Annotated in this window: 11 protein-coding genes and 2 tRNA genes; all 13 read right to left on the bottom strand. The window is 61.1% G+C overall.

Annotation, left to right across the window (positions count from 1 at the left end; all coding sequences use genetic code 11):
- Nucleotides 1-179: 179 nt before the first annotated feature.
- Nucleotides 180-449, bottom strand: a complete 270-nt coding sequence (gene rpsO, locus PPL01S_RS16735) for a 30S ribosomal protein S15 (protein WP_016391796.1) — start codon at nucleotides 447-449, stop codon at nucleotides 180-182.
- A gap of 149 nt (nucleotides 450-598) precedes the next feature.
- Nucleotides 599-1516, bottom strand: a complete 918-nt coding sequence (gene truB / locus PPL01S_RS16730) for a tRNA pseudouridine(55) synthase TruB (protein ID WP_016391795.1) — start codon at nucleotides 1514-1516, stop codon at nucleotides 599-601.
- A gap of 3 nt (nucleotides 1517-1519) precedes the next feature.
- Nucleotides 1520-1918, bottom strand: a complete 399-nt coding sequence (gene rbfA / locus PPL01S_RS16725) for a 30S ribosome-binding factor RbfA (RefSeq protein ID WP_016391794.1) — start codon at nucleotides 1916-1918, stop codon at nucleotides 1520-1522.
- Nucleotides 1919-2034: 116 nt separating this feature from the next.
- Nucleotides 2035-4569, bottom strand: a complete 2535-nt coding sequence (gene infB / locus PPL01S_RS16720; protein ID WP_016391793.1) for a translation initiation factor IF-2 — start codon at nucleotides 4567-4569, stop codon at nucleotides 2035-2037.
- 27 nt (nucleotides 4570-4596) lie between these two features.
- Nucleotides 4597-6078, bottom strand: coding sequence for a transcription termination factor NusA (nusA, locus tag PPL01S_RS16715; RefSeq protein WP_016391792.1), 1482 nt, complete (start codon nucleotides 6076-6078; stop codon nucleotides 4597-4599).
- 59 nt (nucleotides 6079-6137) lie between these two features.
- Nucleotides 6138-6596 (bottom strand): ribosome maturation factor RimP, encoded by a 459-nt coding sequence (rimP, locus tag PPL01S_RS16710; RefSeq protein ID WP_016391791.1) that lies wholly within the window; start codon nucleotides 6594-6596, stop codon nucleotides 6138-6140.
- Nucleotides 6597-6728: 132 nt separating this feature from the next.
- A tRNA-Met gene (locus PPL01S_RS16705) sits at nucleotides 6729-6805 on the bottom strand.
- Nucleotides 6806-6903: 98 nt separating this feature from the next.
- Nucleotides 6904-6989 (bottom strand) — tRNA-Leu (locus PPL01S_RS16700).
- Between the two features lie 21 nt (nucleotides 6990-7010).
- Nucleotides 7011-7403: a preprotein translocase subunit SecG gene (gene secG, locus PPL01S_RS16695; RefSeq protein ID WP_016391790.1), complete on the bottom strand. Its 393-nt coding sequence runs from the start codon at nucleotides 7401-7403 to the stop codon at nucleotides 7011-7013.
- A gap of 4 nt (nucleotides 7404-7407) precedes the next feature.
- Nucleotides 7408-8163, bottom strand: a complete 756-nt coding sequence (gene tpiA / locus PPL01S_RS16690) for a triose-phosphate isomerase (protein ID WP_016391789.1) — start codon at nucleotides 8161-8163, stop codon at nucleotides 7408-7410.
- Between the two features lie 66 nt (nucleotides 8164-8229).
- A complete protein-coding gene (gene glmM / locus PPL01S_RS16685) occupies nucleotides 8230-9570 on the bottom strand; it encodes a phosphoglucosamine mutase (protein ID WP_016391788.1) in 1341 nt (446 codons plus the stop codon).
- 16 nt (nucleotides 9571-9586) lie between these two features.
- The gene (folP, locus tag PPL01S_RS16680; protein ID WP_028625880.1) at nucleotides 9587-10438 is read right to left on the bottom strand and encodes a dihydropteroate synthase; all 852 of its coding nucleotides are present in this window, start codon (nucleotides 10436-10438) and stop codon (nucleotides 9587-9589) included.
- A gap of 8 nt (nucleotides 10439-10446) precedes the next feature.
- Nucleotides 10447-12351: an ATP-dependent zinc metalloprotease FtsH gene (ftsH, locus tag PPL01S_RS16675; protein WP_016391786.1), complete on the bottom strand. Its 1905-nt coding sequence runs from the start codon at nucleotides 12349-12351 to the stop codon at nucleotides 10447-10449.
- Between the last annotated feature and the right edge of the window lies 1 nt (nucleotide 12352).

Below are 12352 nucleotides of genomic sequence, written 5' to 3'. Positions count from 1 at the left end.
GGCCCCATTGACCGTCCAGATACAACACGAGGCTGGGAGCCTGGCGCCGAGCGGAAAATCCGCTCAGCATTGCCAGGCTGCCAACCTCGGAGATACGCGTGACGTGTCCAACGAAAACGCTGCCAGGCAGCGTTCCCGAAGCATGCGACACGCCATGCACACCACTGACCAGGCCGCTATTAGCGACGCAGGCCCAGGCGACCGATCAGGGCGCTGTAACGAGTGGTGTCTTTGCCCTTCAGGTAGTCCAGCAGCTTACGACGCTGGTTGACCATACGGATCAGACCACGACGGGAGTGGTGGTCTTTGTCGTTGGCCTTGAAGTGGCCTTGCAGCTTGTTGATGTTGGCGGTCAGCAGAGCAACCTGCACTTCCGGGCTACCGGTATCGCCGGCGGCTTGCTGGTAATCGGCAACGATCTGAGCTTTTTCTTCAACGCTGAGGGCCATGAGGCTTCTCCTGATTAAACGGATCCCGTTACCGGGGTCCAATAGGCCAGGGACAAATCCCTGTATTAATAAGAAAGGTGTGACCGTGCCTACTGACAGCCACCCTTGTATCCGCCGGTGTCAGCCTAAGCCTCGACCTGCGGGTTCGGTCATTCCGACCGAATCAGTCGACGCGGCGCGATGCGCCCGTCTTCGCTCACTTCACCGATACCGATGAAGCGACCATTGTGATCCTGTACCCGGACCATGCCGAATTGCGGCGCGTCCGGTGCACGTACTGCCTGGCCATGCAGCCAGTAGAACGCACTGTGTTCGGACAGGCAGACCAGTGGCCAGTCCTGCAGCCCGCTGTCGGATGGCATCAGGAAGCGATCGAGCGCTTCGTTGCCGCCTTCGGCGTGGGCCTGCTCGAGTTCCTCGAGGGTGACCGTCTGTGCCAGCGCGAAGGGCCCGGCCTGGGTCCTGCGCAGCTCGGCGACATAGGCGCCGCAGCCCAGGACCTCACCGATATCCTCCACCAGGGTGCGAATATAGGTGCCTTTGCTGCAACCGACCGACAATCGCGCACGGGTGCCTTCGCACTCGAGCAACTCCAAGCGACCAATAGTAACAGAACGCGCCTCGCGCTCCACTACCTCTCCTGCACGTGCCAGTTTGTACAGCGGCTGGCCATCGCGCTTGAGCGCCGAGTACATCGGCGGTACTTGAAGGATTTCACCGCAAAAACGCGGGATAACCGCTTCGATATCGGCGCGACCAACGGTCACCTCGCGGGTCTGCAGGACTTCGCCCTCAGCGTCCGCGGTGCTGGTAGTCTGCCCCATCTGCATGACCGTTTCGTAGCCCTTGTCGGAATCGAGCAGGTACTGGGAAAACTTGGTCGCTTCACCGAAGCACAGTGGCAGCACGCCAGTGGCCAGCGGGTCGAGGCTGCCGGTATGCCCAGCCTTCTCGGCATTGAGCAACCAGCGGACTTTCTGCAGCGCGGCGTTGGAGGTGAACCCCAGCGGCTTGTCGAGCAGGATGATGCCGCTGACGTTGCGGCGGATACGTTTGACCTGGGCCACCGCTTACTCCTTGGTGTCCAGCTCGTCGGCATCCTTGTGCAGGCGGTCTTCGGCCACTGCACGCTCGATCAGTGCCGACAGGTGTACACCACGGCTGACACTTTCATCGAAGTGGAAATGCAATTGCGGCACGCTGCGCAGCTGCATCGAGCGGCCCAGGTGCAGGCGCAGGAAGCTGGCGGCACTGTTCAGTGCCTTGAGCGACTGCTGCACGGCGTCCGGGGTTTCTTCACCCATGACGGTGATGAAGACCTTGGCATGGCCCAGGTCGCGGCTGACGTCCACGGCGGTGATGGTCACCAGGCCGACGCGTGGGTCCTTGACTTCACGGCGGATCAGCTCGGCCAGCTCGCGCTGCATCTGATCACCGATACGTTGGGTACGGCTGTATTCTTTGGCCATTCTTGCTACCTGTAACTTAAAGCGGCAAACGCCCGGTCAGGCTGAAGCCTGACCGGGCGCTACCTACCGAGGCGTTGCCCACCGCCCTGCGGCGGGGGCTGGCGCCCTGCTCGCCCTTAGAGGGTACGAGCAACCTGGACTTTCTCGAAGACTTCGATCTTGTCGCCGACCTTGACGTCGTTGTAGCTCTTGACGCCAATACCGCACTCCATGCCCGAACGTACTTCGGCGGCGTCGTCCTTGAAACGACGCAGCGATTCCAGTTCGCCTTCGAAGATCACCACGTCGTCGCGCAGTACGCGGATCGGACGGTTGCGGTGAACGGTACCCTCGATGACCATACAGCCAGCGATGGCGCCGAACTTCGGCGAACGGAACACGTCACGCACTTCGGCGACACCCAGGATGTTCTCGCGAACATCGCTGCCGAGCATGCCGGTCAGGGCCTTCTTGACGTCTTCGATGATGTCGTAGATCACGTTGTAGTAACGCATATCCAGACCTTCCTGCTCGACGATCTTGCGCGCACCGGCATCGGCACGCACGTTGAAGCCGAACAGCACCGCATTGGACGCCAGCGCCAGGTTGGCATCGCTTTCGGTGATACCACCGACGCCGCCACCGATGACGCGAACCTGAACTTCGTCGTTGCCCAGGCCGCCGAGCGAACCCTGCAGTGCTTCCAGGGAACCGCGCACGTCGGTCTTAAGGACGATGTTGAGGGTCTTCTTCTCTTCCTGACCCATGGTCTCGAAGATGTTTTCCAGCTTGCCGGCGTGAGCACGGGCCAGCTTGACCTCGCGGTACTTGCCTTGACGGAACAGGGCAACTTCGCGGGCTTTCTTCTCGTCGGCAACCACGGACAGCTCGTCACCGGCTTCCGGCGTGCCATCCAGGCCGAGGATCTCGACCGGAATCGACGGGCCGGCTTCCTTCACAGGCTTGCCGTTCTCGTCGAGCATGGCACGCACGCGGCCATAGTTGGAGCCGCACAGGACCATGTCGCCCTGACGCAGGGTACCGTCCTGAACCAGGATGGTGGCCACTGGGCCGCGGCCCTTGTCCAGGCGCGATTCGACGACCACACCACGACCCGGAGCGGTCGGGGTAGCGGTCAGTTCGAGGATCTCGGCCTGCAGCAGGACGGCTTCGAGCAGCTCGTCGACGCCGGTACCCATCTTCGCCGAAACCTTGACGAATGGCGTGTCACCACCCCAGTCCTCGGAGGTCACGCCTTCGACGGCCAGCTCGTTGCGGATGCGATCGAGGTCGGCACCCGGCTTGTCGATCTTGTTGACCGCGACCACCAGCGGAACGCCAGCTGCCTTGGCATGCTGCACAGCCTCACGGGTCTGCGGCATCACGCCGTCGTCAGCCGCTACAACCAGGATGACGATGTCGGTGGCCTTGGCACCACGGGCACGCATCTGGGTGAACGCAGCGTGGCCCGGGGTATCGAGGAAGGTGACCATGCCGCGGTCGGTTTCCACGTGGTAGGCACCGATGTGCTGGGTAATGCCACCGGCTTCGCCCGCGGCAACCTTGGCACGACGGATGTAGTCGAGCAGCGAGGTCTTGCCATGGTCAACGTGACCCATGACGGTAACGACCGGTGCACGCGACTCGGCTTCACCTTCGAACTTCAGCGATTCGGCCAGGGAATCTTCCAGGGCGGTGTCGCTGACCAGGGTGACCTTGTGGCCCAGCTCTTCTGCGATCAGCTGAGCGGTTTCCTGGTCGAGCACCTGGTTGATGGTGACCGGAGTGCCCATCTTGAACATGAACTTGACCACTTCAGCGCCCTTGACGGACATCTGGTTGGCCAGTTCGGAGACGGTGATGGTCTCGCCGATGGTCACGTCACGGATGACAGGGCCGGTCGGGTTCTGGAAGCCATGCTGATTGCGTTTCTTCAGCTTGCCCTTGCCACCACGACCACGACGAGCGCCATCGCTCTCTTCATCGGTAGTGCGAGGAGCGGCACGAGGCGTAGGCGCCTTTTCCTTCTCCTTGACCTTGACCTTGATCGACACGCGCGGTGCTTCGCCACGATTACCACGACGGTCTTCGTCGCGGGTGCGGCTTTCGTTGCGACGCGTCTCGTCCTTCTTGCGCTCGGCAGCACGGGCAGCGGCGTCTTCCGACGCTGGTGCCTCGGCCATTACCGGAGCCGGAGCGGAGGCCGGAGCCGGCTCTGCCTTGGCAACCGGCGCAGGAGCAGCCGCAGGGGCTTCGGCCGCCTGACGACGGGCCTGCTCTTCGTTGCGCTGGCGAGCGTCGGCCTCGACCTTCTCGCGCGCAGCATTTTCAGCCGCACGGCGCTCTTCCTGCTCACGCTTCTGCTCAGCCTGGATTTCTTCAGGGCTGCGCTGGACGAATACTTTCTTCTTGCGTACTTCTACGCTGATGCTCTTGCTACCGGCGACACGCAGGGTGCTGGTGGTCTTGCGCTGCAAGGTAATCTTGCGCGGCTCTTCCGCCTTGCTCTTGTGGCTGCTCTTCAAATGGGTCAGCAGAGTCTGCTTCTCATTGTCGGTCACTACCTGACCGGCGTCGGTGTGCGGCAGACCTGCCTCACGCATCTGCTGCAGCAGGCGCTCTACCGGTGCCTCGACCTCTTGGGCCAGTTCTTTCACCGTGACTTGCGTCATGCACTTCTCTCCTCAGGCCGCGCCTAATTACTCGAACCAGTGGGCTCGGGCGGCCATGATCAACTTGCCGGCACGCTCTTCGTCGATGCCGTCGATGTCGAGCAGGTCGTCAATCGACTGCTCGGCCAGGTCTTCGCGGTTAACCACGCCGCGCACCGCCAGTTCCGCCGCCAGGTCCTTGTCCATGCCCTCGAGGGAGAGCAGGTCTTCGGCCGGATGGGCGTCTGCCAGTTTTTCTTCGGTAGCGATGGCCTTGGTCAACAAACGGTCCTTGGCTCGAGCGCGGAGCTCATTGACGATTTCCTCGTCAAAGCCATCGATGTTGAGCATTTCTTCCAACGGTACGTAGGCAATTTCTTCGAGGCTGGTGAAGCCTTCGTCGACCAGCACTTGGGCCAGCTCCTCGTCGACTTCCAGTTCATCGATGAAATTGCGCAGGATGTCACCGGTTTCTGCCTGCTGCTTGGCCTGGATGTCCTTCTCGGTCATCACGTTCAGGGTCCAGCCGGTCAACTGACTGGCCAAACGAACGTTCTGACCACCACGGCCAATGGCCTGGGCCAGGTTGTCCTCGGCAACGGCGATGTCCATTGCATGGGCATCTTCATCAACGATGATCGCCGCGACTTCGGCCGGCGACATGGCGTTGATGACGAATTGCGCCGGGTTCTCGTCCCACAGGACGATATCCACACGCTCACCACCCAGCTCGCCGGATACGGCCTGGACGCGCGAACCGCGCATGCCGATACAGGCACCTTGCGGGTCGATGCGCTTGTCCTTGGAGCGGACGGCGATCTTGGCACGCGATCCCGGATCACGGGATGCTGCCATGACTTCGATGAGGCCTTCGGCGATTTCCGGCACTTCGATACGGAACAGCTCGATCAGCATCTGTGGCGCAGTGCGCGACAGGATCAGCTGAGGGCCGCGGTTCTCGGTGCGGATTTCCTTGAGCAGCGCACGCAAGCGTACGCCAACCCGGAAGGTCTCACGTGGAATGATGTCCTCGCGGGCCAGCAGCGCCTCGGCATTGTTGCCCAGGTCGACGATGACGTTGTCGCGGGTGACTTTCTTGACGGTGCCCGAGATGATCTCGTTCACACGCTCGCGGTAGGCATCGACCACCTGTGCGCGCTCGGCCTCGCGGACCTTCTGCACGATCACCTGCTTGGCGGTCTGGGCGGCAATACGACCGAACTCGATGGACTCGATCTTCTCTTCGATCACGTCACCGACCTTGGCCTCAGGGTGGGTTTCGTGAATCTTCGCCAACCAGGTCTCGATGGCCGGATCGTCCAGATCGGCTTCGTCGACCACGGTCCAGCGACGGAAGGTTTCATAGCTACCGGTGTGGCGGTTGATTTCCACACGCAGGTCGACTTCGTCCTCAAAACGTTTCTTGGTTGCAGTGGCCAGGGCCACTTCCAGCGCTTCGAAAATGACGCCGGGCGGTACACCTTTTTCGTTGGATACCGATTCAACAACCAGCAGTACTTCTTTGCTCATCGTACGCCTCGCCTTGCGCAAGCCATTGGACCCGGAAAATCCGCCGGGCCCGGCACGTCTCAGTCAAAACTGGGAATAATATTGGCCTTGTCGATCGAGTCGATCGGCAACAGGAATTCGTGATTGTCCACCTGGACCACAACGTCCTGTTCCTCCACACCGCGGAGAAGGCCCTGGAAGTTACGACGACCTTCGAAGGGCGTACGCAGCTTGATCTTCACTTGTTCGCCGGCATGCGAGGCAAACTGTTCCAGAGTGAACAGCGGGCGATCCATGCCTGGTGAGGACACCTCAAGGGTATATTCACTGCTGATCGGATCTTCGACATCAAGGATGGCGCTGGCCTGACGGCTGACCGCTTCGCAGTCTTCCACCAGGATGCCGCCTTCCTTGTCAATGTAGATGCGCAATACCGAATGCTTACCCTGGGATACGTATTCGATCCCCCAGCACTGATAGCCCAGACCCTCGACAACCGGGGCCAACAAGGCCTGCAACTGTTCTAGCTTGCTCGACACCTGAACCCCCTCGTGCATGCTGTGCAAATAAAAAATGGGCGAAGCGCCCATCCCTGAAAGCGCCGTTGGACAACGACGCCGTAAAAACTGTTCGGCTAGCAAAAAGCCCCTGAAAAGGGGCTCCGCTGAAGCTGGTTGCGGGGGCTGGATTTGAACCAACGACCTTCGGGTTATGAGCCCGACGAGCTACCAAGCTGCTCCACCCCGCGACAAAGCTGGGGCGAAAGTATAAGACCGAACCCGTTGCTGGGTCAATCTAACCTCCACCTACAAGAAAGCCCGCTAAAGCGGGCTCTCAAGCTTCAATTGGTACCGAGAAGGGGACTCGAACCCCTACACCCTATGGGCACAACCACCTCAAGGTTGCGTGTCTACCAATTCCACCACCTCGGCAATACTACTACTTGAAACCCGTTACTTCTGCTCTTCGGATGGAGGAGGTACATCACCAGCGTTGGTGGTTTCGCTCTTCTGCTCCTGGAGCACCGGTACATCATCATTTACTGCCGGCTTTGGCTGTTTCACTTCCAAGACCGCCGGATCCGGAAGACCCGCTTGGCTCAGCTGGTGAGCTTGTTGCTTCGCGAAGTATCCTAACCCAAGTGCTGTCAAAAAGAAAGTGGCAGCAAGTACAGCAGTGAATTTACTCAGGAAGGTAGCAGAACCCTGGCTTCCGAACACAGTATTAGAAGCACCTGCGCCGAAAGATGCACCTGCTTCCGCACCCTTACCCTGTTGCAACAGAACCAGCACTACAAGCGACAGCGCTGCCAACAGATGAAAAACAACGATGACTGTTTCCAGCATTTGTTCAGTTTCCTGCGGCGCGACAAATTGCACCGAATTCGTCTGCGTTCAGGGACGCTCCACCAATGAGCCCCCCATCGATATCCGGCATGCCGAACAGTTCGGCCGCATTGGCCGCCTTCACGCTGCCGCCGTAAAGAAGCTGCACGTTCGCGGCAACTTCGGCGTCCTCGGCCGCCAACTGCGCCCGGATGGCTGCGTGCACATCCTGGGCTTGCTGAGGCGAGGCTGTCAAACCTGTGCCAATGGCCCAAACAGGCTCATAGGCAATTACAGCATTGGCAAAAGCCTTAACACCGAATGCTTCGATGATACTGCTTAGTTGACGCCCGACAACTTCAAGCGTCTTGCCTGCTTCGCGCTCCTCGAGAGTTTCCCCTACGCAGAGCACCGGTATTAAACCACTAAGTTGAGCGGCTGCAAACTTGTCTTTTAGTACCGCTTCAGTTTCGCCAATGATCTGACGACGCTCGGAGTGACCAATCAACACCAACTTGCAACCTGCTTCAACCAACTGACTTGGCGCAACTTCGCCAGTCAGCGCGCCCTGTTCGGGCTGTACTGCAGAATTCTGTGCTCCGACAGTGATCCCCTTGCCTTGCAGCCCATCAATGACTTGATTGATGAACAGGGCCGGTGGAAACACCGCGACTTCAACACCGCTCGGCAGGGGCATACTGCCCAAGCCCTGGATCAGCTCAGCGACGCTGGCGCGGGTACCGTGCATCTTCCAGTTACCAGCTACCATGGGGCGACGCATGCTTTACCTCGTCGGTCAAAGTGGGCGCAGATCTTACCCAACCCGATCTGCGCTGGCAAGCCTCTTTCAGATACAAACTTCTGCGACCAGCTTGGCCAAGGCTTCGGCGTGCGTGCGCACCTGGCTTTCGTCGTCGCCCTCGACCATCACGCGCACCAGCGGCTCGGTTCCGGACTTGCGCAGCAGCACGCGACCCCGCCCGGCCATATCCTCGGTGACCTTGGCACAGGCTTCCTTGACCGCGGGATGCTCCAACGGATCGACCTTGCTCGCTCCGAAGCGCACATTTATCAATACCTGTGGGCATTTGCGCAGGACCTGGCGCGCCTGCGCCAGGGTCTCTCCGCGGCGTTTGAGCGCCATCAGCACCTGGAGCGCGGCAATGATCGCGTCGCCAGTGGTGGTGTGGTTGCAGCACACCACGTGTCCGGAGTTCTCGCCACCCACCAGCCAGTCGCGCTCAAGCAGTTCGGCCATGACGTAGCGGTCACCGACCTTGGCCCGCACGAACGGAACATCCAGCTCCTTGAGCGCCAGCTCCAGGCCCAGGTTGCTCATCAGCGTACCGACCACGCCGCCCTGCAGCTTGCCGCGCTCGTGCAGGTCGCGGGCGATGATGAACAGCAATTCGTCACCGTCGACGATGGCGCCGGTGTGATCGACCATCAGTACCCGGTCGCCGTCGCCATCGAAGGCGATGCCCAGGTCGGCATGACCAACCAGCACCGCGGCCTGCAGCGATTCGATATGGGTCGAGCCACAACCTTCGTTGATGTTGAGGCCATCAGGCTGCGCGTGCAGCACGGTGACATCGGCGCCCAGCTCGCGGAACACGCTTGGCGCGACTTTGTAGGTGGCGCCATGGGCGCAGTCGACCACCAGCTTGAGGCCGTCGAAACTGGTGCTGCTCGGCACGCTGCTCTTGCAGAATTCGATGTAGCGGCCAGCGGCGTCATTGATGCGGGAAACCTTGCCCAGCTTGCTGGACTCGACCACCGTCATCGGCTGGTCGAGCAGCTCTTCGATCATCAGTTCGACCTCGTCCGGCAGCTTGGTGCCCTGGCCCGAGAAGAACTTGATGCCGTTGTCGTCGTGAGGGTTGTGCGAAGCACTGATGACGATGCCGGCCTCGGCATGGAAGGTGCGGGTCAGGTAGGCGATCGCCGGGGTCGGCATCGGGCCGAGCAGCAGCACGTCAGCGCCAGCAGCCGACAGACCGGCCTCGAGAGCCGACTCGAACATGTAACCGGAAATACGCGTGTCCTTGCCTACCAGCACGCGGCAATTGCCCTGCTTGCGGAAGGCCATGCCCGCCGCCCAACCCAGCTTCAGCATGAAGTCCGGAGTGATCGGGTATTCGCCGACGCGGCCACGAATGCCGTCGGTACCAAAGTATTTTCTGCTCATAGGGGCTCCAATGTTCTTATTCGGCGTTCTGCACTGCAGCAATCATGCGCACCACATCGACGGTCTCGGCCACATCATGGACGCGCAGGATACTGACCCCCTTGGTCATGGCCAAGGCCGCCAGCGCCAGGCTGCCAGACAGACGCTCAGCGACCGGACGATCCAGCGTCAGGCCGATCATGCTCTTGCGCGAAACACCCACCAGGAGTGGGCGACCGAGGCGATAAAGCGCCTCCATATGCTTGAACAGGCTCAGGTTGTGCGCCAGCGTCTTGGCGAAACCGAAGCCCGGGTCGAGGATGATCCGCTGCGCATCAATGCCCGCCGCCGCGCAAGCCGCCATGCGCTGCTCGAGGTAACGGGTCACATCTGCGGTGACATCCTCGTAATGCGGGTCATCCTGCATGTTCCCAGGCTCACCACGCATGTGCATGAGGCACACTGGCAAGCCGGTATCCGCGACTGCATCCAGAGCGCCATCGCGCTCCAGGGCACGCACGTCGTTGATCAGACCGGCGCCTAGACGCGCCGACTCACGCATCACGGCAGGCGTGGAGGTGTCGACCGAAATCACCACGTCGAGCCGGCTGTTGATGGCCTCGACCATCGGCGCTACCCGCTCCAGCTCTTCGGTCACCGACACTGCCCGGGCACCGGGCCGCGTCGATTCTCCACCGATATCGATCAGCGTAGCGCCCGCCGCGACCATGGCCTCGGCATGGCGCAACGCTTCGTCGCGCTGATTGAAGCGCCCGCCATCGGAGAAGGAGTCGGGGGTGATATTGAGAATACCCATGACATGGGTACGGGACAAATCAAGAACCCGGTTGCCGCAAGGCAACCGGGTTGGGTACAGCTTCGAGCTCATAGATGCCCTTAGTGTTGAGCCGCTGGGCCGCCGATCGGCGATTCCGGACGATCATTCTGGGCAGCAGGAGTGCCCGAGGTCTTGTCGTCGTCCCAGTCACGCGGTTCGCGCGGCGGGCGACCGGACATGATGTCGTCGATCTGCTCGGCGTCGATGGTCTCGTACTTCATCAGCGCTTCGGCCATTGCGTCGAGCTTGTCGCGGTTGTCGGTCAGCAGCTGCTTGGCAGTGGCATAGCACTGGTCGATGATGCTGCGCACTTCCGAGTCGATCAGCTTGGCGGTTTCACCGGACACGCTGGCGTGCTGGCTGGCCGCGCTGCGGCCGAGGAACACTTCGCCCTCTTCTTCCGCGTACATCAGCGGGCCGAGCTTCTCGGACAGGCCCCACTTGGTGACCATGTTACGGGCGATCTGGCTGGCCCGCATGATGTCGTTGGATGCACCGGTGGTGACGCCGTCGAAGCCCAGGGTCATCTCTTCGGCGATACGGCCGCCGTACAGCGAGCAGATCTGGCTGATCAGTGCACGCTTGGACAGGCTGTAACGGTCTTCCTCGGGCAGGAACATGGTGACACCCAGCGCGCGACCGCGCGGGATGATCGATACCTTGTAGACCGGGTCGTGCTCAGGCACCAGGCGACCAACGATGGCGTGACCGGCCTCGTGGTAAGCGGTGTTCTGTTTTTCCTTCTCGGACATGACCATGGTCTTGCGCTCGGCGCCCATCATGATCTTGTCCTTGGCCAGCTCGAACTCCTTCATCTCGACCAGGCGCTTGTTGGAGCGTGCGGCAAACAGCGAGGCCTCGTTGACCAGGTTGGCAAGGTCAGCACCGGAGAAGCCTGGAGTACCACGGGCAATGACCGCCGGGTTGACGCTCTCACCGACTGGCACCTTGCGCATGTGCACCTTGAGGATCTGCTCACGACCCCGAATGTCCGGCAGGCCAACCACCACCTGGCGGTCGAAACGGCCAGGACGCAGCAGCGCCGGGTCGAGCACGTCCGGACGGTTGGTGGCGGCGATGACGATGATGCCATCGTTCATTTCGAAGCCGTCCATCTCTACCAGCAGCTGGTTGAGGGTTTGCTCACGCTCGTCGTGACCACCGCCCATGCCGGCGCCACGGTGGCGACCAACGGCGTCGATCTCGTCGATGAAGATGATGCATGGCGCATGCTTCTTCGCCTGCTCGAACATGTCGCGCACGCGGCTGGCACCCACGCCGACGAACATCTCGACGAAGTCGGAACCGGAAATGGTGAAGAACGGAACCTTGGCTTCACCGGCAATGGCCTTGGCCAGCAGGGTCTTACCGGTACCGGGCGGGCCGACCATCAGCACACCACGCGGGATACGACCACCCAGGCGCTGGAACTTGCCCGGGTCGCGGAGGAACTCGACCAGCTCGCCAACCTCTTCCTTGGCCTCGTCGCAACCCGCAACGTCAGCCAGGGTAGTCTTGACCTGATCTTCGGACAGCAGACGCGCCTTGCTCTTGCCGAAGCTCATCGGCCCGCCCTTGCCGCCAGCACCACCTTGCATCTGGCGCATGAAGAACATGAACACGGCAATGATCACCAGGATCGGGAAGCTCGCCACCAGCAGCTGGGTCCAGATGCTCTGCTGCTCGGGCTGCTTGCCTTCGACGACCACGTGGTTGTCGACCAGGTCGCCGATCAGGCCATTGTCGGTAATGGCCGGGCGGACGGTTTTGAAGTTGTCGCCATCGGCGCGCTTGCCGGTAATGATGTAGCCGTCGACGGTCACACGCTCGACCTTGCCATCCTTGACCTGCTGGATGAAGTCGGAATAGTTGAGGGTCTGCGGCTCGTTAGGGCTGGAGAAGTTGTTCATCACCGTCACCAGGACAGCCGCGATGATCAACCACAGGATCAGATTCTTTGCCATG

It is taken from the genome of Pseudomonas plecoglossicida NBRC 103162 = DSM 15088 (assembly GCF_000730665.1).
GTDB lineage: Bacteria > Pseudomonadota > Gammaproteobacteria > Pseudomonadales > Pseudomonadaceae > Aquipseudomonas > Aquipseudomonas plecoglossicida.
The sequence above is the reverse complement of the archived record's forward strand: the minus strand, read 5'-3'. Positions and strand labels throughout refer to the sequence as shown.